The sequence below is a fragment of the Flavobacterium gilvum genome (genome assembly GCF_001761465.1).
Taxonomy (GTDB): domain Bacteria; phylum Bacteroidota; class Bacteroidia; order Flavobacteriales; family Flavobacteriaceae; genus Flavobacterium; species Flavobacterium gilvum.
This window is the reverse complement of sequence record NZ_CP017479.1, coordinates 3,412,156-3,436,743: the sequence shown is the minus strand read 5'-3', so window position 1 is coordinate 3,436,743 and position 24,588 is coordinate 3,412,156. Positions and strand designations below refer to the sequence as shown.

Sequence of the window (24,588 nt, the reverse complement as noted above, 5' to 3'; positions counted from 1 at the left end):
AAATTTATAAGATAGAAATCTTAATTATTTTTTTATAAAAACACTTTCAAATACAATAGTAGTCTTAATATTCTTTTTTGGCCATATTTTAATGTTTTCCGGCTCAATTCAAATATGTTGAGGATTGGTCTTGACTTAATTTTTCTTAATAAATTAAAAAACAAATGTCTATTTGAAATGTAAATAGTCCGACACCAATAGGACTATTTTTTGGGAAGAACGAATCCTAAAATAGAATATTAGCTACTTCCGACTAATAAGCTTTCGGTTTGGGATATCGATTTAATTGTAAATTCCAGTGATATTGACCACCCAATTCCAATTTAAAGTGACCACCTGATTCCAATTCAAAATGACCACCTAATTCCGGAGCAAAGTGACCACCCCGTTTTCATAAAAAACTACTTTTTTTCATGCGCTAATTAGTACTCAAATATACTTAAAATATTATTCCTTGTTTATTCCTCTTTTCTTTCTCATAGATTCCCCATGCAATTCGAGTCTGTGGGCTTGATGTATAAGTCTATCCAAAATTGCGTCAGCTATAGTTTTTTCGCCAATTATATCATACCAACCTTGTACAGGAATTTGCGATGTAACAATTATAGAACCGTTATTATGCCTGTCTTCAATAATCTCCAAAAGTGTAATTCGGTTTTGACTATCTAATGCCTGGAGTCCAAAATCGTCAAGTATGATAACGTCTTGCCTTTCAATTTTGGCAAGTTCTCTTAGGTAAGAACCATCTGCTTTGGCCATTTTTAATTTAGCAAACAGCTTCGAAGTATTAAAATAGCTTACTTTATAGCCATGAATACAGGCTTGGTAACCCAATGCGGTACCTAAATAACTTTTGCCTACACCTGTACTTCCTGTGATTAAGATGTTTTCATTTTTTTCAACAAATTCGCATTCTGCCAGACGAAGAACTGTATTCCGGTCAAGATTGCGGGATACATCAAAATTGACATTTTCAATATTTGATTTGTAATGGAATTTAGCATTCTTTATACTGCGTTCTATACGACGATTGTGCCTTTCGTCCCATTCAGCATCAATAATCATCGATACAAATTGATCGAGTGTGTAGTGGTCTGTTCTTCCGCTTTCAATCGCTGTTTTAAAAGCATTAAACATTCCGTAAAGTTTCATTTGTCTCATTTTTGTTACTGTGGATTCATTCATGTTTTTAAGATTTAATTTAATTATAATACTGTTTGCCTCTTATGTTTCCGTGGTTCGGAAGTTCATGCTCAGGTTCCTGTTCTAAATCAATACGATCTAAGTTGTTTTCTAAAATATTTTGGATGGTCTTAAAATTGTAAATTCTAAAGTCAAGCGCTCGTTTACAGGCATTTATTAATCGCTGCTTACCAACCTTTTTTTCAAAGTTTAGTATTCCTAAACAACTTTTATAAGCCTGTTCAGGATGGTTTCTGCTTTCGATTATCTGCATAATATATTCTCCTACTGACTCATCAATACTACCTGCCCAATCAATGAATCGAGCAGCACTCCACTGAGCTACAAACTGATGTGAACTGGCTAAATGTTCTGGAGTTGTGGTATAGACATAAGGTTTGTAATTTCGCTGATGAACCGCTATTCGATTGTATTTATAATAGATCTCTACGGTTGATCTTGTGTACAAGAGTTTCGTTTTTTTCTTTACATATTGATACGGAACGCTGTAATAATTTTTGTCTTGACTTAATTGGACATGACCATTTTGCATTACCGTTGCAAAGGATTGATATTTGATTTCAAAGCGTTCTTGTGGTAGTGGACGCAGTTTTTGTTTCTCATCTTCTACAAACAATTCTTTTCGTGAGTAAGGACGACCTGTTAGTTTTCGATTATTATGAATGTCTAATAAATCCCATATCTGTTGGTTTAATTCTTCTAGAGAAAAGAATTTGGTTTCTTTTAGTGTTACATAAATTCTTCTGTATAATATCTTTACAGCCCCTTCAACTAATGACTTATCTCTAGGTTTATAAGCTCTAGTTGGCAAGATTGTAGTTTCGTAATGTTCCGCTAAGTCGGCTAAAGTTTCATTAATTGTTGGCTCAAAACGACTGCTTTTTATTACTGCAGATTTTAAATTATCTGGAACAATTGCTGCAGGAGTGCCTTCAAAAAAGCGCATGGCATTTTCTACAGAAGTAACAAAATCTTCCTTTTGCTGGCTCATAGAAGCTTCAGCATAGGTGTATTGACTAGCCCCTAATATAGCCACAAAGAATTGTACTTCTTTGATTTCTCCAGTGTCGCTATCAATAATGGATAGTGTTTTTCCAGCATAATCAACATACATTTTATCACCGGATTTATGATTCATATGCATCACTGGATTGACTTGTTTACTCCATACTTTGTAATAATGAGCAAATTGAGAACTCCTGTAACCATCAGGGTTTATGGCAGCATATTGTTCCCACATATGTTGTATGGTAACGCCAACTTTTTTTAGCTCACGCTCCATTTTAGGAAAATAATTATGGAGTGTTTGTAATTTGGGACTAATTGATTCCACAGTAGTCTGTGAAAACAAAAGTTCTAGTTCAGCATCTGTTTTTTTATCAATAAATTCAAAGTTTAATCCGAGAACTTCAAATAAAGAAATATACTTCTTTACCGTATTCCTAGAAAGGGATAAGTAGCTACTTATAAATAACTTACTTTTTCCATCACAATAGAATTTAATTACTTTTCTAATTTTACTCATGTCTGTTATTTTGTTTGCCATAATCCGCTTTTTTTTTGCGAATGTATGGTTCTAACGACATGAAAAAGTCTGTAGTTTTTAATAATTAATTTACCCCAAAATTAGGTGGTCAATTTGAACTGGAATGGGGTGGTCAGTTTGCTCTGGAACTGGTGGTCAATTTATACTGGAAAGAGGTGGTCAATTTGACCGTTTTTTCCAGTAATAAGGGTTTAACATTTAAGTTAATATTTATTCTCTCATTATGATGCTCTCAATTTACTGGTGAGAGAAGCTGGTAGAGCGACTACCAGCAACCAGTCCATACATTTTAAATGAGTTAATGGAATCTCATATTATAAATACTGCGATAAATTAAAAAAAACACATTTTTATAGAGTATTTTTTTTCTTTATAAAAGATACTCAATATTTTCCAAATAGTCAAGTGTGAAAAAGTTAAATATCATATTAGATTTGTTCTAAATTAGAAATTTACAAAGAAACTATGAGTTTAGAATTAGGAAGTTTTAAGTTGAGGTGGGATAAAAAGTTAACTGAAAGGGTATAGTGGATTAAAATTAAAAACCAAATTAATTGGTCATTATTAATTATAGTCCTCTCCCTGCCATACAGTACCCCCTCTTTCATACGTCCTTCCTTATGTCCCTCTATATGATAAAGATTATTGTCTCCGAAAATTCCCAGATAATTTTTGAAATCAAATTTTCAGATGGGATTTAAAAAAAAATTTTTTTGGATTTTTCCAGCTCAAATTTTTGACTTTAAATAGAAGACTATGCCATTTCAAAAAAAATATTTTTTTCAAATTTTCAGGTTAAATATTAGCGATAATAAGTGATAAAAAGGTACTTAATACAGATACACTAGCACGTATCCATTTTGATTCCAAACATGATTTAAAGCTTGAAAGCAGGGGTTTATATGATTGCTCACTTAAAATTTAGCACGCAATCGCTGAAGAGATTCAAATTCACCACTCATAGTATATAAGCAAGTCTTATTTGATAGAGCAAATTTAAGTTAATTTTTGATGCAAAAAACATGTCAGCCCATGAAATACAAGTAATTGTTTGGAAATATGGGAAAATACATGGGATATTTGTAGAAGTGTTATAATTTAAGATTTACCTTTTTGTATAAGATTAAATGAATTAAAAAAGAAGCTTTGAGACCTTTAAAAAAAATCAAAATCCACTAATCTGCATAGATTAAACCGTATACAATTAATATACTTACTTATTACTTATTGAACATGAATAATTCAGTAACTATTAATTAAATTACACAATTTTTAGTGAGGCTCAAAATAAATAGAAATTTAATAGACTCATCAAAAAAATTAGAATGCTCTATTAACATTTACCAAATCGATTAAAGTATTAGATTTTATTAAGTCCTTAAAATATTGATTCGTTTCTTTATCAACACAATAAATATAACAGCCTTTCATTCCACGAGTCATTAAAGTCCTATATGTATTCTTTATAATATTTCTCATTAATTCTTTCGTGTATTCCTGATTCGATTTCATCATAGATTTATAACCTCGAATTGTACTGTCATTAGAATCTCTTTTTGAAGGGTCAACCATAACAATCCCATTTCTAACTGTTAAATCTTCACCTACTATAATTCCGATATAATCAACTTCCAATCCTTGACATGTGTGTATACAACCTATTTCGTTAACCGATTCGGGTTGAATAACCCATTTCATTCCATCTTCCGTTAGATTCCATTTCATTGCAAAATCAAACTCAGGAAAAATAATATCTTTAGCATTAAAATCCTTTTTACTTAACCATGGCCAACAATAACCTGCAACTAATCTAGCTTTATTATTGATAAGATTTTTTTCAAAAATTGAATCTCTTAATTCTGAAGGATTATCAAAAACTTTAAAATCATATTCTTCACTATCAAGTGAAGTATTTGCAGTTTCTCTAATTTGTAAAATATAATCTAGCCAAGCTAAATATCCATCAGAACCATTACATCTAAATTGAGAATTAAGTTCCAATTTTGTTACTTCTGCATTTTGTTCTTTTGCTAGTTTTATTATTTCATCTATTTCTCCAATATCGTGAATGGCTACTTTTTGGTTTTCATCAATAAAGAAAATAGAAAATTTAGACGAATGAATTATCTCTTTAATTTGGTTTTCGCCAAGATTCTTAAACATTCCAGATTTAGCATTTAATCTATGTGCTTCATCAACAATTAAAGCATCAAAAATATTGGGCATAGTATTAATAAAAGAACCCGAACTTGTAAAGAAATTAGTTATTTCAGACTTTCTAAAAGAACCTTTTAATTTAGTCTCATATACAGCTCTAGGAGCTGCGTTTTTAGTAACATACTGAGCTAAAAGCTTCTGACTAGTTAATTTTACAAGCAAGTTTATTGCAACAACTGATTTCCCAGTTCCAGGACCTCCTTGAACAATCAGTACCTGTTTATTATTAAAAGTAGCTTTTTTTGCCAATGCTAACGCATTTTCATAAACAACTTTTTGGTCGTCAATCATTAGAAATTCATTATTACCTTTGAGCATTGAGGATAGATTATCAGCTAAATTCTTCGATGGTCGTATTCTACCACCATCAATTTCAAACATAATGTTTTTCTTGTCACCAAATTTAACAAACTGCTTAATAAAATCCCTCAACTTATAAGTATCGTTTTTAAAAAACAAAGGGGCTTTATCTATGTATTCTTTATAAATTATATTGTCGATTTTATTATCAGATGTATAATTATGAAGATATGCACATGGTTTTAGGATTATATCTGAAGTATATACAGCTTCATTAAAACCTTCCAATAAAGAAGCATATGACCATACTTGGTATGATGGATGAGTGGCCTCACGATATCTTTTACCCACAAAAGTAGTAACTATAGCCTCTTTGTCCGTTATTTCAGCCTCAGACCATTGTTTTAACTCAATAAGAATAGCATAGGTTTTTTCATATTCATCTTGTCCTGTTAAAATAAAATCTATTCTTTTTGAAGTTTGAGGTATTTGATACTCTATTATCACACCTGCATCATTTGGTATTTCTGCATCATTTAAAACATTATTCATATATTGCATGGAATTTTTCCATGAACTGATTTCACCACTTGTAGTTTTTTGACCAAGTTTTTGTTGAAAAAAATCATGAATTACATTTTCTATATTATTTGAAATTACATCTTCAATAAATGATTTTTTTGAGTTCTGATAAACAATCATAATTCATTGTATTTTTTGGCTGTCCCTTTTGATTTGGCTACAGGATATTTGAGAGCATTTTGATTAATTTTATTTAGTACAATATCCTTAATATCCAAATTATATTTATCAGCTAATAGAAATGCAAATGAAAAAACATCTGCTAATTCGTCTTTGATTTTTTCAATATTTGCGTCTTCTGCTTTTTTCCATAAAAATAACTCAAGTAATTCAGAGGCTTCAATAGAAATTGCTAATGATAAATCTTTTGGATTATGAAATTGTTCCCAATCTCTTTCATCTCTAAACTTTTTTAAGGAATCGATTATTTCTTTAAAATCACTCATATTACTTAGTATTATACATGGTCGATGCTAATTTATACTCTTTGTCAAATGGAAGTTGTAACTGGGATAACATTTCTGGAATTGCAATAGCCCAACTAACATAGTAATATGCCAATATCTGATAGCCTGAAAACGATTTATTAGCTATAGAACTTAATTTATAATCCTTTATATTAGGGTCATATCCTTGTGTACCTTGCATAGCTATTTCGAAAGCAATTTTTTTAATTTCTTCATTAGATTTACCTTCAAAAAACTCAAAAGCACCGACCATAAACATAACAACAGCCATATTAAGTCCAATTTCTTCTTGATTTTCCAGAAAAGTTTTCATTTTCAGGTCTTTGACAGGGTCTTTTTCATCCTGCCCAAAAGGGTCTTTTTCTAATGAATCAATAAAATCATCAACATTGCTCCTTTTTCTATATTGGTCTTCACCAATAAGTTCAAAGTATTCGTTTAGTTTTAAATCTTCAGCCCAGTGCTGAACTAATTCATACTCTTCCGCAGGTTTTTTATCATCCCTATACTCAAGGTATTCATTGTAAAATTTATTTGCAATATCTAACTCTAATTTACTTGCATTATATTCGCTAATAAAATCTATAGCATATAAATCTCTTAATTGAAAAGCACCAACTAAATTGTATATTTTAGTTTTCGATACCACTTCCTTGGGTGTCAATTCTAGGACTTGTTTATCTATAACAGCTTTTAATCCATTTTGCACAAGATTTAATAACGAAACAAATTGAAAAGGTCTTAAATCTAGATATTCATTAAATAAATAGTTCTCAATAAAAAGGTCAATTGGTGCATTAAATATTTGAGAGTTAACTCCATCAAAAAGACTTGACCCATAAGTATTAATACCTTGGTCAGAAATCCCTCTTTGCTTTAATTTTTTAAGAGAAGGTTCTATGCTTTTTAAAAAAATATTTTTATGTTGTAATGTTGTGGTGTATAATAGATTTTTCTCTTCTTTCTTTGCATCTAAAACAAAATCTAAATGAACTAATTCATGCATTATTAAATGGTCATAAGCAGGAACGGATTCTTTAAACTTTATTATGTGTTTATCCCTGTTATAATTTTCGGCAAATTCAATTTTAGCTGGAGTTGAAATTGATTCATCTTTTTCAATTTCAATTTCAATACCTCCTTTTTGCTCAAGGAATACACGATAATTTCTGAAAATATTTTTGTCATTATTTTCTTCAAAAATTTTGTTTGAAATTAGGAGAGCTTCCTCTATTCCTTTTTTATAAAAAAAATCATTTTTCTTTGAATACTTAGCCGTTTGAATAAAATAATTGAAAGAGGAATTTAAATCACCTTCTTCATTTGAAATCAATGCTAGAGCATAATAAGTATTTGGATACTTATCATTTATACCCAAAGCCTTTTGGAAATATTTTTTTGCCTTTTCAAATTTATTTAGCTGTAGTAAATTTGCTCCGATATTATTTAAGGTAATATTATCATCGGGTTTTACAATTAATGCTTGGTCATAGTATTTTAATGCAGTATCAATATCGTTCTTGTATTTTGCAAATATATTTCCCATCATTACTAAAGCATAGGCATTTTTAGAATCCCATCTTAAAGAATCGATAAGAAAATTAATTGCTTCATCTTGGTCACCTTCATCTGAATAAATTTGACCAAGAATTCTATGATATTCGGAATTGGATGGGTTTTGCTCAATCAAATTTTGTAATAATGGTTTTGCTTCAACAAAATTTCCATTCTCACAATAAGATATAACTTTTCTAAAATCGTTTTCCTGAGTAGTAATTAAAATTATATCTATGTCAATAATAACAAATTCATTATCAATAACGACTTTTGGTTTAATCGTTCCATAGGAATAAAACTTCTCTAAAACATTAATAATATTGTTGTTATGTTGAATTTCTGGAAATATGGTATTTAAAAAATCGTCAATTCTATGGATTATTCTCATTATCAATTATTTTAACCTTTAAAGCTCATTATTGTATTTTCTACAAGTAACAAATGTAACCAAAAATAACCTTTACTTTAATCAAAAAGGACTCAATTTGACAAAAGTCGAAATTTACGAAAAAGATGTTTCTCCTAATAAATTATTGATTCTAATAAATGATATAAAAGTATCTCTTTGATTATTGCATTATTATTAACAGCCTTTACATTTTATGTTAACACTTATTTGCCCATTTTTCCTTTTACCTTTTGAATAGTACCAAGGCTAACATTAGCAATACTTGCTATTTTTCTTAAACTCAAATCAGGGTGCTGTCGTATCGCTTTAACAACACCCTTATATTTGGTCAACACTTCATCATCACTTGCACCAGAACCTTTAACACGCCCTTTGTATTTTCCCTGTGCAACAGCAATTGCAATACCTTGTGCTTGCCTTTCTTTTGAAGCTTCCCTTTCCATTTGTGAAAGATTGGCTAATACATCAGTAATCATTTTAAAGATTGAATTTTGCTTGCCATCAACGAATGATTCAATACCTAAGTTGTCAACCTTTAGTGTAACATCCATCGAGTTTAACCAATTGATTGTACTTTGTATATCAAACGCATTGCGCCCCACACGGTCTATTGCTTCAACTGATAAATAGGTGATTGTTCCAGCTTCAATTGCTTTTATTAATTCAATTGCTTGTGGTCTATTATCAAATGGTATAGCACCACTAATTACATCAATGAATACAAGTTCATCTTGATGTTGTTTAATTGTTTGTCTTATGGTATTTTGTGTTGATGATGAAACACGTATGTATCTTGCTTTCATTTCTTGATTTATTTTGATAATGCAAATGTGCAACATATAATTATTGTATGCAAATAAAGTACACTCTATTTGTATACGTAGTATGTTAAATTTTCCAATAGATTAATTGACTTACAAGTGTATATTTAAACACACTCTAAATACATACACTTTTTTATCTGGATGGGTTGACAAGGTGAACCTGCAGGTGAAAAATCAAAGAATATAGGAAAAAGGAGGATTTTCCAGATTTCAACTTTTTTACGTGGATTGACTATGTTTTTGAAGGAAAATTCAATTCTTTTTAATTAAGACAAAATAATAGAAATACGGAAATCCTTAATTAAATAAATCAAAAAAAATAATTAAAATAGTTTTTTTGACTAAATTTGTACTAGATTTGTACTATATTTGAAATGCAAAAAACCCACCATCACCAGCAATTGGTTCAAGTGGGTGTTAGATTTAAAGATTAGCGTTTGGTTCTAATCTCTGTGATTAGTTTCCTAATCTGTTTTAATATTGGTGCTAAGTGAGGCGAATCACATATGCACCAAATAATAAATAGAATTTTCATACACCTGAAAGTTATATTAATGTTAGTACTCTAAGAACGTTCTGGCATTCTAAACCGAATCTTGCAGGATTCGGTTTTTTGTTTTTAATGTCTTAGCTCTCATTAAAAACTACTCAACAAATTTACTTTATTCTTAGGAAATATCCCCAATGATTTACAAACATCGAAATATTAACAACTAATCTCCAAAATATGACAAATGTCATGGTTTGTGTCAAGAATATTCCGTATGTTGTACCTAAGTAAATTATTTAATCATTCTTCACTTGCAATCACAAAAAAATATTTGGGTATTAGACAAGAAGATTTGGATGATATTTATTTGATTTTGAAATTTATATAAAAGCTAGCTAAAATCATTAATGCTAGTTATATGACTATTTAAAATCATTTTTTATCTACTTTAGCTAAATCAAAAGGGATAACATTTATTAGCCCCATATATAAGTTATCCAATATTTTTAGACTCAAACAAAAAAATGAAATATTATTTATCAGACATCATTCCAAAATTACAAAGTTTCAGCCGACAACTTGACGAGTTGACATTGATACAGAATCACCATTGGGTTGCATTTGACAGTTCGACAGATACTAAAACAACCTATATATTTAGAGACAATAAAGATTTGTTGATTTCTCAAAGTGGAAACGTCAAAAAAAGCAATTGGGATTATTTAGGTAATCAGACAATCTTAATTGAAAACTCAGAAGAATCATTATTATTCAGAAACTCCTTTTTTGACGAAACTATTTTGGTTTTAAACCTTCACAACACTGACACTTATGCTTTTTTTCTCAACGAGACCAAAATAGGTAATTCTTTCAAGACAATTGAAAAGCTCAATGAATATCTAAATAAAAAGTATTCCGTAGATAGTAGAACAAATAAAGTGTTTAATAGCTTTACAAACCTTGAGTATAAGGAAGGCTTACCCGAAAACAAATTTGACATCTTCTTTGGTTCATACACCCAGATATTGATTACATTTTCAAATGACCAATATGGTTACATAATGCAAGGCAAATCAACTGGAAAATATTTTTACCTCCATAGTTTAAAAGGCAGGACTTACGCAAAAAGTAAAGAAGATTGTATATATCAGTTATATCTCCATCAAAATGGACAAGTATAAAAATTTACCCCAGTACTTCTGAACGAATTTTGGTAATAGGCTTAATAGGAAGTAGTTTTTTAATTTGGATGAATTGGAAAATCCCTAAATAAAACAGAAATATGGAGAACATTGAGAATGCATCTATCAAAACTAGAATAAATGCCCCTAAAATTGAGTTCAATAAGACTGAATTGGAAAATTGGTTTTCGAGAGTTGAAAATCATTTGCTTGACAAATCTCAAATCCATTTTATAAATTACGAGGACAAAAATTGTGAAACCAACTTTGACAATCTCAACAAAACATTCCTTAGTGATATTGATAAAAAATCAGTTGTATATTGTATTTGGATTGGAGAATCAAAAGATAATTTAAACCCATATTATGTTGGTCATGCCAAAGAAACAATTTCAAAATATAGAATGATAGCTCATTTTTCGAGAAAAAATAAAGCAACAGGTTCTCAGTTAGAAAAAATAAAAAAGGCTATTGAAGATGATTTTATTGTAGGAGCAACTTTTATTCAAATCGAACCAGCATATATGAGAACCTCCATTGAAGAATGGATGATTATTAAACATTCCGATAAATTATTTTGGAATAAGAATGGTAAAACAAAATAAAAATAAATCTTCAAGAGCTACAATAACGGATTTAGAAAATTAGTTTATTTTGAAGTTGAGGTTGTATTTGGTATGATTTGGCAAATCCGAAGAATGGGCTTAATTTAGTCCCAAACCCGCTGTAGTAGACGGGACGTTGGCGGTAAGCTAAAAACGTGAAAAGAGGATAAAAACTAAAATTGTAAAATGAATCTTGAACTAATTCAAAAATCTATTCAAAGACAAGAAATACAATTAGATTTTATTGAAAAGATATTACATTATAGACTTTCAATTATACTTTTTGTTATAGCTATGTTTAGCTTATTAATTTGTAATGAAAGTGCTTTAAATTTCGAAATTGATTTCGGAAATACTACCTTCAAAATTGGCACAACATTATTGCTTTTAAGTATGATTAGTTTTTTATATCAAAAGTCTAATCTAAAATTGAAATCAGTTACAGTTAAAGACACAAAAGAAAAAGTCTTTGAAAAAATCTTTGAAATTGCAGAAAATAATGATTGGAAAATTGAAAGTCAAAGTGATAACTCCATAATTTTTAAAACAAAACGCCCATTTTCTCCATCTCGCTATTTTATTTCAAAAAGTTATGGTGAGAAAATATTCATTTTTTTCAAACCAACGGAAATATTGCTACGAAGTATCTATGATTTTGACATAAGCTACAGTTTTGTTGTTTCAAGAGGAGAAAATACTAACAACGAAAATTATATAAGAAAGATAATATAGCCTACCGCTAACAGCTACAACGGATTTGGGCAATTGGCTTATTGGAAAGATGGTTTTGTAGTTAAATGATTTGGCAAATCCGAAAATAGGGTTTAATTTAATCCCAAATCCGATTTAGTACCAGACTTTATGTGGTATTTTAAATGACCAACGAAAAATCAATTAAAAAAAACATGAGAGCAATTTTAATATTTACACCTTACATTTTTAATGTCAAGTGACCATAAGTTAAAATGTTATATGGATTAAATCTAAATAATATTTTAACAAATCTAAATGAAATAGGGAAGTAAGGTGTTTGATAAGTAATTAATTAAAGGTAATTACTTACAATAATGTTAAAATTAAAAATAAGGTATCTAGTGTTGATTTTTAGGCACGATAAAGTAATTATGGTGCAGATTGTTTTCAAAAGAAGACAGGTTCTTAAATATGCCTTAAAATCGTTTGATAAAATATATTGAAAATTCACCACGGAATCTTTTTTTTATTCGTGGGAATGTTGTACTTATGCAAGTGTATAAGTATGCACGGGACAAAAGTAAATAATATAATTTGAAATAGTACTATAGAAATGAAGTTTTTTTTTAAAATATATATATGAAATTAAATAGTAAAATATTTATATGCATTGAAACCCTAGTATTTACTAGGGTTTCGTGATTTTTATGGTTATGTGATTTCAAATAATATTATTTAAAAATAGAGTATAACAGTAAATAAATAAAAAAATGAAACAAAATTCAAAAGAGAAAGTAGGAAAAATTTTAAAATCAAACAAAGGATTAAGAATCCAAAATGTTGATAAAAAGAATGGAAGCGCAACAACACTATTAATTAATCAACCAAAAGATGATATTGTTAAAAATAGATTCTTTCACTATACACGTGAAGATTTAATTCCAACAATCATAAATTCACAAGTTATTAAATTCGAAAAGTACCAATATGATGAATCAGAAAAACCAATAGCTTGGGCATCATCAAACCCCAATTGGGAAAACACAGCAACCAAAAGCATTTGTTTATCCGATGGAATACTTGAATCATTAACATTTGCTGAACAGGTTGATTGTTGCGGATGCGCAAGAATCCAAATAAAGCCAACTTTTAAATTGCATAATTGGAAAATTATAGCAAGACTGGCAAATATGCAAAAAGAATATATTAAACCATTTGAAAATGCTGGCAAAAAAATGGGTGGCAATCCAAATGAATGGTTTGGCTCACTTGTGCCGATTCCAATTGATGAATGGATGAGAATTGAAATATATCAAAACGGCAAATGGATTATAATAATCAATTTTGAAAATGGAATCCACGTAAACGATTTTAAAAGCAGATTTTTTATAATCCCAAACAATAATGTAGTTAACCAAAACTAAGTATTATGAAAGAAATAGTTGAAATTCTCACCCAAGCTGAGATATTAGTTGAACAAAAACCTGAAATTGAATTGTGTATTAAATACAGGGAAATTATTAGAAATGGAAGTTTTAAGTGTGATGAAGCTACTTTGAAACTTGCATCGGAAATAATTGAAACGTTTAAAAGAATTAAAAATTAAATATTTAACAATTATGAAAAAAAACACTTTAGAAGCTTACAAAGAAGCTTGTGATGCAAGAATAGCTATCGTTAATAAAATGGATGATGCATTATTTGGTAAGAATAAATATATGCGTATTGAATGGAATTATGATGATGATTATGATGATGAAAATGTTTCAAAAGATGATTCAATATACCGTGCTTGGACTACAAAATTTTCTGACAAGGAACAAACCTTATATTTGAATGCAGAATCAAAAGAAATCTATATTCAAAAACTTAAAGAAACATTTTTTAGATATGTTCAAGAATATATTAAAAGGGAAATTGAAATGTTGCAAAATCAAGTTCAATTTTATCTAAGATATTCGAGGGCTATAGATGACGATTATGATTCATTTGTAACTGATGATGAATATTCGGAAATTTTATCTGACATTGAAGATACCTTTTAATTTGAAACTGAAAGGTGATTGTGTTAAAGCAGTCACCTTTTTTGATTAAAAAAATCCATAGAGGTAAGAGGTAAGTCGCTTGGGTAGGAACTTATTAGATATTTTGGAAACATTACAATTTATCCACGATAACGGTGTAACTATCTATGTGCATAACATCGGTATGTATAGCCTTATTGATGGTAAAGAGAATCCAGCATTTAAGATGGTGGTGACCATCCTTGCAAATATCGCAGAGCAGGAGCTTTGCACCCTACGTGAAAGGCAAGCTGAGGGGATTAGGATTGGTCAATTGGTTGGAAAGTACAAGGGGCGTTTGAAAGGTACTACAATGTCCAATGAAGAGATATGCACCCAACAATTGATATATGCAAGATGTTCAATAAGAACAAACGTAAGGGCAATACCAATCCAATTAGCTACCGAGACATAGCAAAGATAACTGGTAAGAATCTAAGTACTGTTCAAAGGGTTGCCAATGCTATAAAAGAACTTGGTGGCAGACCAAGATATTCACCTGTTAGGGATATGTTTGCAGCCTCGAATAAAGCCATCGGTTAAACGATAATATAAAAGCAATATCAAGGTGTTGTATAAATATAATAAGCCCTGTATGGGGCTTATTTTGTTTGGGTCAATTTTCCGTGTTTTTGGTTTTTTTGAATCGAGATATATTAGAATCCCGCCAAAGGGGTAAAAACAATATTTGCATTATGAATTAAATCTTTTGTTTGAATTAAATGAACTTTAGAAACTTGTTTTTGTTGCTTGAAGTTGTCCTCCTATTATGGAAGTTGTATTGCTATAGTTTAAGTAAATCCAAAAAAACACCGCCCCGTTTTAATTGCTACTATTTGTTCATCAGTAAGGGTAAAAGTTTTTGTTGTTGTCTTGTCTCCAAGTGTGTCAAGAAAATATAACAATGATTCTCCGCCTCGTTCTTGACCTGCATTTCCAGGTCCAGCTAAAGTAATACTTGTAGGTGTAAAAGGCAGGGAACTACTGTAGTTTATAATAAATAGAATTGTTTTGTCAGTTTTGTTTAATTTGGCTACTGCTAATCCTCCCTGTCCTTGGACATCAAAACTGAGGTCTTGTAAGGTTGCTAAACCAGCCTGATAATAAGAAATTGTGGGTGATGGGGGTGGAGTCGGGTCATCATTATTGGAACAGGAATTTCCAGTAATGAACAATGTTAAAATCGATAATAATTTAAGTATATTTTTCATCATAATTTATTTTAAATGTTCATAATTGGTTTAAATTATTTTAAATAAATAATTTGATAAATTTACAGCTTAATTTTTTGTGATAATCAGTAATTTAATTGCTACAATAAGATGTAATATCTGTTTTTATGTAATTTATTTAACCTGTTAAAATAACTAGCTTTTGGGTTTTTTGCACAATGGTACACTAGAATCCCACCAAGCACCCAAAAAACATTTTGTACCCCAATAGTATAAAAACAAAAACCTAATTGATGATTTGTAATAAAAATATTATCTCTATATTTGACACAAAACCGCTACTCAATAGCGAGTATGTATAACGTTGTATGCAATAATAAAAAGATGAGTAGAGAACATATACCTGCAGAATTAAAAAGAACAATACTAGTAGAAGCTGGACACCGATGTGCAATTCCAACTTGTAGATTTCCTACGACTGAATTGGCTCATATTGTGCCCTATTCAACTGTGAAAAGTCACGATTATCATAATCTTATTGCACTTTGTCCTAACTGTCACACACGCTTTGATAAAGGCGAAATAGATAAGAAATCAATAGAAATTTATAAAAACAAGTTGGTATTCCTTTCCGACAGATATTCAAAATATGAGCTTGATGTCCTAGAATATTTGAGAAAAGAAAATAAGGTAATTGTGTATGGACATTTATCAATCAAAAATCTAATTGACAATGACTTGGTTAAAAATGAACATACAATATGCAATTTTACATACAATGACGGAACGGTTGAATTACAAGAATTTGTTGTAGTCCTTACACCAAAAGGAAAAGAATTTATTGATAAATGGATTGACCCTGCAAATACTGAATTGACGTACGAATAAATAATACTGCAAACAAATCGAAGTTTTTCAAAGACTGACGCTGTGCGCAATTTTGAAAAAAAAAGTAAATTCACAAGCCATAATAAACAAGTAAACTTTATTAAAATCAATGATTATTAAAACATTTATATTACTTATGGTTTTAAACAATATCTGGATTAATCCAATTCAAGAGTTTAGTTACTTCCTGTTTTCTGTGAAGGATAATCAAGTTCACCAAGGAACAGGTTTTTTTATTGAAAAAGACAACCAAACATATCTGGTTACGGCTTCACACAATTTTTTTCAAGATAAGTTTGCAACTCAAAAAACAGCAGATTTTTTTTATATTAGACTACATAATAATGTAACGAATAAATTAGAATTTTTGCAAATAAATAATAACCCAATTTCTAAATCCGAAAAATCCAAAAATCTTGATATTAACTTTTATAAAGTAGATATAGCTAAACAATATGATTTGAAAATTGTAAAAATTAAACCTAATTGTTTACCCACCAAAATTATATGTTATGGATTTGGTGTTGTAGACGGAAATGAAGATAACCCTGACTTGTATTTAGAAAGTTTAAAACCTACTGAATTTAAAGGTAACTTAAAATTCGAGTATAACAAACCGCTTAGATACTTTGAAACAAATGAATTAGATTTTGACAATTATGTAGTATCATATGAAAGCGGAACATTGACAAAAGGTACTTCTGGTTCTCCAGTTTTTACCAACTATTCCGAGAATGGTGTAATAAAATCAGAATTTGCAGGACTAATTCATCTTAGAAATGAACAAACAAAATTAGCTACAATTCTAAGACCTGAAATAATTGCGGAACTAATTGATGAGTTATAAAAACTGCACACAACTTTTGAGAGGGTTATATGTCGGTTATTTTTCGAGTATAGAATCCCACCAAGCACCCAAAAACCATTTTGTGGTAAGTGAAATAAAAGTTAACACTGTCTAATATGTTTTTCTAAGCAATTGCTTTTATTACCTTTGGTTTTTACTTTAAATTTCAAAGAAAATGAATGAGGGTCAAGCAAATGATATAATTGATTTGTTAGTGGAAATTAGCAGCCAATTAAAGTTTATTTCAAATAAATTAGCTTCTAAAGATGAGGTAAGCTCTGTTACTGATAAGTTAGATATTGTAGTAACGCAATTAGGATATATAGAAGCTAATACTTCCAATCTTTAATATTGAATCCAATGCATTAATGTTGTTATTGATTCTTTAAGAGGCTGTCCTTTATAGAACAGCCTTTTTTATATTACTTGTTTCAAAATGGTTATTAAAATTATTTTGGTTGAATAGGATAGGTATTTTCAATAAGTATTAAATTTTCCTGCTCAATTGTTTTCATATCAAATTCAATCTGATGCATATTATGAAATATCACTTCACTTGCATCAGTCATTAGAATATTGTTTTCATAGGCTGGTAAATGCGATTTTTGAAATACTGGAACATATTGGTATTTCATAGGTCTTCCAATTAATCCCCTGATGTTTAAGAATAGATTCATTGGTCGTTTTTGTTCCTGTCCTTTGATTTGAATAAATACGCTTGCAAGCACCGTTTTAGCATCCAATTTATTAATGATAACCCTTGTGATGAATTGATTGAATATTGTTTTTAATTCAGTTCTATTATCCCTTGCTTGAAGTATCATTTCACGTGTAGCTTGATTATCGTTTTGTCTTTCAATTGTTTTTTGAATCTGAAATATTTCTGATTTAATCAATTCAATCTTAGATAATAATTCACTTTCACTTTTATCAATTTCAGCTTTTTGTACAGTATATTCATTCTCGTTGATTGTTTCAGCCAAATATACTCTTAGCAGCCGCTTCTTTTCATTTTCTTTTTTATCAAAAGATGCTTGATTAATATCTAGGTCAATTTTAAGTGATTTTAGCTTAACATCTAAGTCTTCTTTGATATTGTTTTCTTGTAAGAATTTCAAGAGGCTATCCGTTAATAAGAACTCATTATAAATTGCTGATTCCAATAATGATATATTAATACCAATGTTACCACAATTACCACCTTTAATAAGTCTTGATGAACATATATAAACCTTGTCACCACCCTCAACTGGTTTGAATTTTGCAAAATAATTTCTACCACAACAACCACAATACAATAAGTCTTTAAGTAGGTAAGTATAAGTTGTTAGATAGTTTCTATGTGTTTTGGTGGTTCTGATTTCATTACATTCATTGAATAATTGTTCATCAATAATAGCTGGTGCATCTAGGTATATTGTTTTATATCTTACCCCTTTTTCTTTAGATTTTGTAATTTCACCATCATATACTTCATCATCTTTCAATTTTTCCCCTTTATATCTTCTTTTACCATAATAAATTGGATTCTTAATAATACAATCAATAGCAACATCAGTCCATTTAACACTTTCACCAAGCTTTTGGGTTTTATACTTAATTACTTGACCAGCAAATGCTTTATTTGTTCTTGTTGGTATTTCTCTATGATTCAATAATGTTGCAATTGATTTGAATCCATTACCTTGTTTATACAAGTTGAATATTTCATTTATGATAACAGCTTCTTCATCATCAACGATTAGCTTTTTGGTTTCATTTTTTGTATAACCATATGGTAGATTACGTGAACCACCAGCAATACCATTTCTAACAGAATCAAGCAAACCTGACTTTGACCTTTTTTTGAATGTTTTGGATTCAGAATCCGAAAATTCAATTAAAACTTGAATTATGATGTTCATTATGCTGTCACGTTCACCAGTATCTTCATCAATTGTTTGTCGATTGATTGAAGTAATGAAGATTGGGATTTTATAATCTGTTAAGTCATCTATTAGTTTTCTTGTAGCTTTAGGGTCTCTTCCAAGTCTCGAAATCTCTGTTACATATATTTTATCAAAGTATTTGTTATCCTTTTCAATTATATCAAGCATTTTGGTTAATTGAGGTCTAACCTCATTAGGTTTGTATCCTGATATTTGTTCAGCAAATATCTCAATGTTATTTTCTGTATATTTATCACCAATAGCGGTTTTACAATCATTTATTTGTCTATTATAGTCTTGTTTGTCAACCGTTGAAACCCTCGCATATATCGCAACTTTTCCCATAACCATTTGATTTTAATATACAAATATATTCCACACAATCTATATATGCAACAAATGTTGCTTTGGTGGGCGGAGGAAGTTATCCGCAACCGGGAGAAATTTCTATGGCGCACAATGGTGTTTTGTTTTTGGACGAATTGCCAGAATTCAAACGAGATGTTCTCGAAGTTATGCGTCAACCGCTTGAAGACAGGGAAGTAACCATTTCGAGGGCAAAATTTACGGTGACATATCCTTCGTCATTTATGTTGGTGGCGAGTATGAACCCGAGTCCGGGAGGTTTTTTTAATGATCCTGATGCTCCGCAAACATCTTCGCCACATGAAATGCAACGGTATTTGAGCAAGATTTCGGGACCTTTACTGGATAGAATCGATATTCATATTGAAGTGACTCCCGTTCCTTTTGAAAAATTGTCTGATGACCGCAAAGCCGAAAGCAGTGTTGATATTCGGAAAAGAGTTACCACAGCTCGTGAATTACAATCCAAACGATTCGAAGAAATGGAACATATTCATTACAATGCACAAATGAACACCAAACACATTCGGGAATATTGTATTCTTGACGATGTTTCCAAAAACTTACTGAAAACCGCTATGGAACGACTGAATCTTTCGGCTCGTGCCTACGACAGAATCCTGAAAGTGGCGCGAACAATTGCCGATTTGGATAATTCACCTCAAGTGGCTTCTGGACATATCGCCGAAGCAATTCAGTACAGAAGCTTGGATCGTGATGGGTGGCTGGGCTAAAGATTGCAGATTTAAGATTGCAGATTTCAGAAAATAGAATATAGAGAATAGATTTTGCTGTTGCAGTGAAATTATTTAATTTTGAAGCATTAAAATCTCTTTATAAAATAGCACCCCAGTTTACAAAAGTCAGAAAGCTTTTGTGATTTGATTTTTCGAAAGTAAAAATCGAACAATATGTTTATGTCTAAATATTTTATAAAGAATAAAATGAAACAAAAAATAAAAATCGCTGTAATAGGCGGTACCGGAAAATCAGGGAAATATCTTGTCAAACAATTAATAGAACAAGGTTTTCAAATCAAAATTCTTCTGAGGAATCCCGATAATTTTTCAATAGAAAGCAATTTAGTCGAAACCGTAGTTGGGAACGTAACCGATTATGATTCGGTTTATACGTTGCTCAAAGACTGTCAGGCAGTTGTAAGTACTTTGGGTTTAGGAATTACTGCAAGTGAACCTACAATTTTCAGTCAAGCCAGCACTAATGTTTTGCAAGCGATGAATGTGTTGCATATTACTCGCTATATCGTAACAACAGGTCTTAATGTTGATGCACCTTTGGATAAAAAAAGTCCTAAAGTTGTTTTTGCGACCAATTGGATGAAAGAAAACTATCCTCTTTCCACGGCAAATAAACAATCTGAGTACGAGTTGTTGGAAGCAAGCACGATTGATTGGACATTGGTTCGGCTGCCATTGATTGAGCAAACTGATGAAAGTTTTGAAACAAATGTAAGTCTGGAAGATTGTTTGGGAGATAAAATTAGTGCAACTGATTTGGCGCATTTCATTATAGCACAATTGTCTGACCGAACATTTGTTGGGAAGTCACCGTTTATTTCTAATATTTAAAATAAAAAAGTAATGGGTCTGAAAAGACCCATTGTTATTTTTGTTAGTGATATTACTGACGGAACTATTTTAATGTACTTCCGAGAAAGTATCTCCTTTTTTAATATCACCCGATTTAAAACCTCGGTTAAACCAATACATTCTTTGTTCGGAAGTACCGTGTGTAAAGGAATCTGGAACAACTTGGCCTTGCATTTTTTTCTGAATGGCATCATCTCCTACAGCATTTGCGGCACTCAAAGCTTCTTCAATATCACCATCTTCAAGCATGGCATTTTTATTTTCGTTATAATGCGTCCAAAGACCTGCATAAAAATCGGCTTGTAATTCTAATGCAACAGAAAGTTTATTAGCTTCAGCTTCGTTTCGATTAGCCTGCAATTGTCTTACTTTGGTAGAAGTTCCCAATAAAGTTTGAATGTGATGGCCAAATTCGTGAGCCATAACGTATGCTACAGCAAAATCACCTCCTTTGGCTCCAAATTTGGTTCTGAGCTCTTCAAAAAAAGACATATCCATATAAATGGTTTTGTCTCCCGGACAATAAAAAGGCCCTGATGCAGAGCTGGCACCACCGCAAGCTGTTTCAACTTGACCACTGAAAAGGACAAGTTTTGGTGCTTCAAAGGTTAGGTTATTTTCTTCAAATATTTGTGTCCACACATCTTCATTGAATGCCAGCAGGGTTCTTACAAATGCACCTTCTGTTTTTTCTTCTTCGGTCAAAGGTCTGCTTTCGGTTTGTGTGGTTTTTTGTTGGTTGAATTGTTCTAGGACAGGGGTAATCATTTGTGCATTTTCGCCCCCAAAAACATTTAAAAGTAAAATGATAATACCAATTATTCCCCCGCCTACAAGAGTTTTCCCACCAGATGACATTCCTCTGCGATCTTCTACATTATCGCTTTGTCTTTTTCCTATCCATTTCATGGTTGATGCTTTTTATTTGTTAATTAGTAAATTCAAATCTTTGTATAATATAAATTTACATTCTTTTGCCAAAATAAAAACACATTACATTACTTTTTGTTTCTGCCAAATTGCAGAATTTATTAGAATGTTTTTTTAATGATAGCCTTGTTATTGAATATCTTCGGGGACATCGATACCAACAATGCCAGAATAAATCGCATAATTCGTGGAAAACACAAAAGGGATGGTAAAAAAAAGTCCAATACAACACCCCATAATACCTACCAATCCACCAATTACAGAAACTACCACCAATCCAAGAATAACGACAGGTTGTTTGGAAACGACCACTATGCTGTATTTTATAGCATCGGAGATATTTAAATCTCCAAAAATGATGAGAGGAACGGTAAGTATCGTGATGAACGAGATTAAATAACTGATAACAGTTCCTAGAAATTCAAAATGGATGAAAGTAAATAATACTGCCTGTGCCAAACTTATTAACGAAATCAATAATGTTGAAATAATGATTTTTGAGGCGTAGGGAAGTTTGTAATAGGTGAATAAATCCGAAACATGAAAAGCTTCGTCACGGTCTCCGCAAAGCGCCATTTTAAAAAAAGAAGCTTGAAAGGGACTGAGTAAACTGGATGTTATGATTGATATAATGCTAATGATTAAAAATTTAGAATCGGATAGGTTTTCTAATTTCAATTTTTCTGGGGATAACTCACCAGTCAAAGTTTCAGCACCTACTGAGGTTATTAAGATTCCGGTAACAAGAACTATAAATAAAATGATAAAAATAATGAGAACTAATCCCGCATAGAAAGCAATTTTTTTATAATTCTCGAATGCATTATTAAATATATTTCCAAAATCTATTTGGTATCCATTTTTTTCAATTTCCTGAAGTCTTTGTAATGTTTTGTTCATTTTGATTTGGTTGGTTTGATTTTGTTTTAATTTTTTTTCCCTGCAAATGTTATTTTTCTTTTTATAGAAAAGCCCAAAAAAACATTTAGGATATTTAAACCAATTAGCAAATTTACTGTTTTTTTTATTCTTTGAGGAGTCAAATACTTGTAAAGGATAAAGTTGAGTTTTGAGTTGTTGTTTCTCTCGAAGTAGCAGGAGTTGTAAAGCTTTGAATTGTTTTTTTTGGGTCTTTGTGACTTTACGAAATCTATTATTTAGAAAAAAAAGATTATCAAGAATCATTTAATAATCAGAAGGATGTGATTTATTAAAACCATTTTAATATATGCTTCAAAGTTTCTATTTTTTTTGCATAGGGTGCATATCGAAAATGTAAATCCAACCAATTACCTTTTTTGACGATTCCTTTTTTGTGAGAAAAAGTATCAAAACTCAGTTGGCCATGGTAGGCGCCCATACCGCTGTGACCCACTCCCCCAAAAGGAAGTCTTTTGTTGGCAAAATGAATGACGGTATCATTGACGCAACCGCCACCAAATGAGAAAGTGGTAACTGTTTTTCGGGCAAATTTCCTGTCGTCTGTGAATACGTATAGCGCGAGTGGTTTCTCGTATTTGGAAAGAGTTTGAGCAATTTCTTTTTCGTCTTTATAAGTTATTATCGGTAAGATTGGCCCAAATATTTCTTCAGACATAAGCGAACTGTCCAAGGAGTCTTCTTCAATTAGGGTAGGAGCGATGTAACAATTGTCCATATCAGCCTCGCCACCAAAAATTACTTTTCGGGGTTCAATCAGGCTCATAAGTCGGTAGCAATGTTTTTCGTTTATAATTCGGGCAAAATCAGGAGATTCTTTTGGGTTTTTGCCATAAGCTTTTGTGATTTCTTTTTTCAAATAATCAACAAAATGGCTTTTCATTCTTTCCTGAATCAAAATGTAATCAGGCGCAATGCAGGTTTGTCCAGCATTCAAAAATTTTCCCCAGACAATTCTTCTGGCTGCCAATTTTAAATTGGCTGTTTCGTCAATAATACAGGGGTTTTTTCCGCCCAATTCTAGGGTTACAGGAGTGAGATGTTCCGCAGCGGCTTTGGCAACAATTTTTCCAACAGCTACACTTCCCGTAAAAAAGATATAATCCCAGCGATGTTTCAGTAATTTTTGAGCAATACCAGCATCTCCTTCAATTACTCTTACGTGCTGGTGATGGAATGTTTTTTCGACTATTTTGAGTACTATCGCCGAAGTTTTCGGAGCCAATTCCGAGGGTTTTAAAACAATCTGATTACCCGCCGCAACAGCCGAAATCATTGGGCAAACCGCTAATTGGAACGGATAATTCCAGGGAGAAATTATCAAAACTTTGCCGTAAGGCTCTTTCACTACATAATCTGTTGATGGGAAGTTAAGCAAGGAAGGGAATACCTGTCTTATTTTAGCCCATTTGTTTATGTTTTTTATAGTGTATTTTAACTCGGATACCACATAGCTTATTTCTGTGGCAATCGTCTCAAAAGGTGGTTTTTTGAAATCGTATTGTAAGGCCTCAATTATTTCGTCTTCGTGCTTTATGATTACATCCAATAATTTAACTAAAGCTTCTTTTCTTTCATTAATATTTAATTTGTAATTCATTGCAAAACAGATTGATTATGGTTACTGCAAGTTAAAATTTAAAATTAATATATATAGTTTTCTGTATTAAAAAAAATAGAATAAAGGCATATTTCTTTTAAACATATAAGTCATTTAAGTTTTTATATGAATAAACAAAGCTTTTAAATTTTTTAGCCTATATAAAAGGGC

Annotated in this window: 22 protein-coding genes and 1 pseudogene; 12 read left to right on the top strand and 11 right to left on the bottom strand. The window is 30.9% G+C overall.

Annotation, left to right across the window (positions count from 1 at the left end; all coding sequences use genetic code 11):
- Nucleotides 1-447: 447 nt before the first annotated feature.
- The 6 genes from istB to EM308_RS14055 form a co-directional block, all read right to left on the bottom strand.
- The gene (gene istB, locus EM308_RS14080) at nt 448-1,185 is read right to left on the bottom strand and encodes an IS21-like element helper ATPase IstB (protein ID WP_035634847.1); all 738 of its coding nucleotides are present in this window, start codon (nt 1,183-1,185) and stop codon (nt 448-450) included.
- A gap of 16 nt (nt 1,186-1,201) precedes the next feature.
- The gene (istA, locus tag EM308_RS14075; RefSeq protein ID WP_035634844.1) at nt 1,202-2,749 is read right to left on the bottom strand and encodes an IS21 family transposase; all 1,548 of its coding nucleotides are present in this window, start codon (nt 2,747-2,749) and stop codon (nt 1,202-1,204) included.
- Nucleotides 2,750-4,069: 1,320 nt separating this feature from the next.
- The gene (locus EM308_RS14070; protein WP_051877837.1) at nt 4,070-5,968 is read right to left on the bottom strand and encodes a DUF2075 domain-containing protein; all 1,899 of its coding nucleotides are present in this window, start codon (nt 5,966-5,968) and stop codon (nt 4,070-4,072) included.
- On the bottom strand, nt 5,965-6,294 hold the full coding sequence (locus tag EM308_RS14065; RefSeq protein ID WP_035638543.1) for a nucleotide pyrophosphohydrolase: 330 nt from the start codon (nt 6,292-6,294) through the stop codon (nt 5,965-5,967). The genes EM308_RS14070 and EM308_RS14065 overlap by 4 nt, the downstream gene beginning before the upstream one ends.
- Nucleotide 6,295: 1 nt before the next feature.
- The gene (locus tag EM308_RS17920) at nt 6,296-8,260 is read right to left on the bottom strand and encodes a tetratricopeptide repeat protein (RefSeq protein ID WP_081907319.1); all 1,965 of its coding nucleotides are present in this window, start codon (nt 8,258-8,260) and stop codon (nt 6,296-6,298) included.
- A 224-nt stretch (nt 8,261-8,484) separates the two neighbouring features.
- On the bottom strand, nt 8,485-9,084 hold the full coding sequence (locus tag EM308_RS14055; protein WP_035638565.1) for a recombinase family protein: 600 nt from the start codon (nt 9,082-9,084) through the stop codon (nt 8,485-8,487).
- 1,035 nt (nt 9,085-10,119) lie between these two features.
- Here EM308_RS14055 and EM308_RS14050 point away from each other — a divergent pair.
- The 7 genes from EM308_RS14050 (at nt 10,120) to EM308_RS14025 (ending at nt 14,552) form a co-directional block, all read left to right on the top strand.
- The gene (locus EM308_RS14050; RefSeq protein ID WP_035638539.1) at nt 10,120-10,776 is read left to right on the top strand and encodes a hypothetical protein; all 657 of its coding nucleotides are present in this window, start codon (nt 10,120-10,122) and stop codon (nt 10,774-10,776) included.
- Between the two features lie 101 nt (nt 10,777-10,877).
- Nucleotides 10,878-11,381, top strand: coding sequence for a hypothetical protein (locus EM308_RS14045; RefSeq protein ID WP_035638536.1), 504 nt, complete (start codon nt 10,878-10,880; stop codon nt 11,379-11,381).
- Between the two features lie 186 nt (nt 11,382-11,567).
- Complete coding sequence (locus tag EM308_RS14040; RefSeq protein WP_035638534.1) at nt 11,568-12,113, top strand: hypothetical protein; 546 nt, start codon at nt 11,568-11,570, stop codon at nt 12,111-12,113.
- A 731-nt stretch (nt 12,114-12,844) separates the two neighbouring features.
- Entirely contained in the window at nt 12,845-13,498 is a 654-nt protein-coding gene (locus EM308_RS14035; RefSeq protein WP_035640679.1) for a hypothetical protein, read from the top strand.
- 5 nt (nt 13,499-13,503) lie between these two features.
- Nucleotides 13,504-13,680 carry a hypothetical protein gene (locus tag EM308_RS18120; RefSeq protein ID WP_156101385.1) on the top strand — a complete coding sequence of 59 codons (177 nt, stop codon included), beginning with the start codon at nt 13,504-13,506 and terminating at the stop codon, nt 13,678-13,680.
- Between the two features lie 13 nt (nt 13,681-13,693).
- A complete protein-coding gene (locus tag EM308_RS14030; RefSeq protein ID WP_156101386.1) occupies nt 13,694-14,119 on the top strand; it encodes a hypothetical protein in 426 nt (141 codons plus the stop codon).
- Nucleotides 14,120-14,198: 79 nt separating this feature from the next.
- On the top strand, nt 14,199-14,552 hold the full coding sequence (locus EM308_RS14025; protein WP_051877912.1) for a recombinase family protein: 354 nt from the start codon (nt 14,199-14,201) through the stop codon (nt 14,550-14,552).
- Nucleotides 14,553-14,928: 376 nt separating this feature from the next.
- On the opposite strand, the gene EM308_RS14020 is transcribed toward EM308_RS14025, so the two are convergent.
- Complete coding sequence (locus tag EM308_RS14020) at nt 14,929-15,348, bottom strand: hypothetical protein (protein ID WP_156101388.1); 420 nt, start codon at nt 15,346-15,348, stop codon at nt 14,929-14,931.
- Nucleotides 15,349-15,693: 345 nt separating this feature from the next.
- On the opposite strand from EM308_RS14020, the gene EM308_RS14015 reads away from it, so the two are divergent.
- The 3 genes from EM308_RS14015 to EM308_RS18115 all read left to right on the top strand — a co-directional run bounded on the left by EM308_RS14015 (nt 15,694) and on the right by EM308_RS18115 (nt 17,393).
- The gene (locus EM308_RS14015) at nt 15,694-16,197 is read left to right on the top strand and encodes an HNH endonuclease signature motif containing protein (RefSeq protein ID WP_156101389.1); all 504 of its coding nucleotides are present in this window, start codon (nt 15,694-15,696) and stop codon (nt 16,195-16,197) included.
- A gap of 109 nt (nt 16,198-16,306) precedes the next feature.
- The gene (locus EM308_RS14010; RefSeq protein WP_156101390.1) at nt 16,307-17,044 is read left to right on the top strand and encodes a trypsin-like peptidase domain-containing protein; all 738 of its coding nucleotides are present in this window, start codon (nt 16,307-16,309) and stop codon (nt 17,042-17,044) included.
- A gap of 175 nt (nt 17,045-17,219) precedes the next feature.
- A complete protein-coding gene (locus EM308_RS18115; protein ID WP_156101391.1) occupies nt 17,220-17,393 on the top strand; it encodes a hypothetical protein in 174 nt (57 codons plus the stop codon).
- 100 nt (nt 17,394-17,493) lie between these two features.
- On the opposite strand, the gene EM308_RS14005 is transcribed toward EM308_RS18115, so the two are convergent.
- Nucleotides 17,494-19,317 (bottom strand): recombinase family protein, encoded by a 1,824-nt coding sequence (locus EM308_RS14005; protein ID WP_197056153.1) that lies wholly within the window; start codon nt 19,315-19,317, stop codon nt 17,494-17,496.
- Between the two features lie 50 nt (nt 19,318-19,367).
- On the opposite strand from EM308_RS14005, the pseudogene EM308_RS14000 reads away from it, so the two are divergent.
- Nucleotides 19,368-20,072: pseudogene (locus tag EM308_RS14000) on the top strand (YifB family Mg chelatase-like AAA ATPase); the annotation flags it as partial.
- A gap of 210 nt (nt 20,073-20,282) precedes the next feature.
- Entirely contained in the window at nt 20,283-20,927 is a 645-nt protein-coding gene (locus EM308_RS13995; protein WP_035640714.1) for an NAD(P)-dependent oxidoreductase, read from the top strand.
- A 69-nt stretch (nt 20,928-20,996) separates the two neighbouring features.
- On the opposite strand, the gene ypfJ is transcribed toward EM308_RS13995, so the two are convergent.
- The 3 genes from ypfJ to EM308_RS13980 form a co-directional block, all read right to left on the bottom strand.
- Nucleotides 20,997-21,857 carry a KPN_02809 family neutral zinc metallopeptidase gene (gene ypfJ, locus EM308_RS13990; RefSeq protein ID WP_035640692.1) on the bottom strand — a complete coding sequence of 287 codons (861 nt, stop codon included), beginning with the start codon at nt 21,855-21,857 and terminating at the stop codon, nt 20,997-20,999.
- A 150-nt stretch (nt 21,858-22,007) separates the two neighbouring features.
- Complete coding sequence (locus EM308_RS13985) at nt 22,008-22,778, bottom strand: DUF2189 domain-containing protein (RefSeq protein WP_035640717.1); 771 nt, start codon at nt 22,776-22,778, stop codon at nt 22,008-22,010.
- A 310-nt stretch (nt 22,779-23,088) separates the two neighbouring features.
- Nucleotides 23,089-24,417, bottom strand: a complete 1,329-nt coding sequence (locus EM308_RS13980) for an aldehyde dehydrogenase (RefSeq protein ID WP_035640694.1) — start codon at nt 24,415-24,417, stop codon at nt 23,089-23,091.
- Nucleotides 24,418-24,588: the final 171 nt, after the last annotated feature.

Coding starts and splice junctions, on each gene's coding strand:
- ypfJ (WP_035640692.1), bottom strand. CDS start 21,857: ATGAAATGGATAGGAAAAAGACAAAGCGATAATGTAGAAGATCGCAGA.
- istA (WP_035634844.1), bottom strand. CDS start 2,749: ATGGCAAACAAAATAACAGACATGAGTAAAATTAGAAAAGTAATTAAA.
- EM308_RS13995 (WP_035640714.1), top strand. CDS start 20,283: ATGAAACAAAAAATAAAAATCGCTGTAATAGGCGGTACCGGAAAATCA.
- EM308_RS14050 (WP_035638539.1), top strand. CDS start 10,120: ATGAAATATTATTTATCAGACATCATTCCAAAATTACAAAGTTTCAGC.
- istB (WP_035634847.1), bottom strand. CDS start 1,185: ATGAATGAATCCACAGTAACAAAAATGAGACAAATGAAACTTTACGGA.
- EM308_RS14045 (WP_035638536.1), top strand. CDS start 10,878: ATGGAGAACATTGAGAATGCATCTATCAAAACTAGAATAAATGCCCCT.
- EM308_RS17920 (WP_081907319.1), bottom strand. CDS start 8,260: ATGAGAATAATCCATAGAATTGACGATTTTTTAAATACCATATTTCCA.
- EM308_RS14055 (WP_035638565.1), bottom strand. CDS start 9,084: ATGAAAGCAAGATACATACGTGTTTCATCATCAACACAAAATACCATA.
- EM308_RS18115 (WP_156101391.1), top strand. CDS start 17,220: ATGAATGAGGGTCAAGCAAATGATATAATTGATTTGTTAGTGGAAATT.
- EM308_RS14030 (WP_156101386.1), top strand. CDS start 13,694: ATGAAAAAAAACACTTTAGAAGCTTACAAAGAAGCTTGTGATGCAAGA.
- EM308_RS14020 (WP_156101388.1), bottom strand. CDS start 15,348: ATGAAAAATATACTTAAATTATTATCGATTTTAACATTGTTCATTACT.
- EM308_RS14040 (WP_035638534.1), top strand. CDS start 11,568: ATGAATCTTGAACTAATTCAAAAATCTATTCAAAGACAAGAAATACAA.
- EM308_RS14065 (WP_035638543.1), bottom strand. CDS start 6,294: ATGAGTGATTTTAAAGAAATAATCGATTCCTTAAAAAAGTTTAGAGAT.
- EM308_RS14010 (WP_156101390.1), top strand. CDS start 16,307: ATGATTATTAAAACATTTATATTACTTATGGTTTTAAACAATATCTGG.
- EM308_RS14070 (WP_051877837.1), bottom strand. CDS start 5,968: ATGATTGTTTATCAGAACTCAAAAAAATCATTTATTGAAGATGTAATT.
- EM308_RS13985 (WP_035640717.1), bottom strand. CDS start 22,778: ATGAACAAAACATTACAAAGACTTCAGGAAATTGAAAAAAATGGATAC.
- EM308_RS13980 (WP_035640694.1), bottom strand. CDS start 24,417: ATGAATTACAAATTAAATATTAATGAAAGAAAAGAAGCTTTAGTTAAA.
- EM308_RS14005 (WP_197056153.1), bottom strand. CDS start 19,317: ATGGGAAAAGTTGCGATATATGCGAGGGTTTCAACGGTTGACAAACAA.
- EM308_RS18120 (WP_156101385.1), top strand. CDS start 13,504: ATGAAAGAAATAGTTGAAATTCTCACCCAAGCTGAGATATTAGTTGAA.
- EM308_RS14015 (WP_156101389.1), top strand. CDS start 15,694: ATGAGTAGAGAACATATACCTGCAGAATTAAAAAGAACAATACTAGTA.
- EM308_RS14035 (WP_035640679.1), top strand. CDS start 12,845: ATGAAACAAAATTCAAAAGAGAAAGTAGGAAAAATTTTAAAATCAAAC.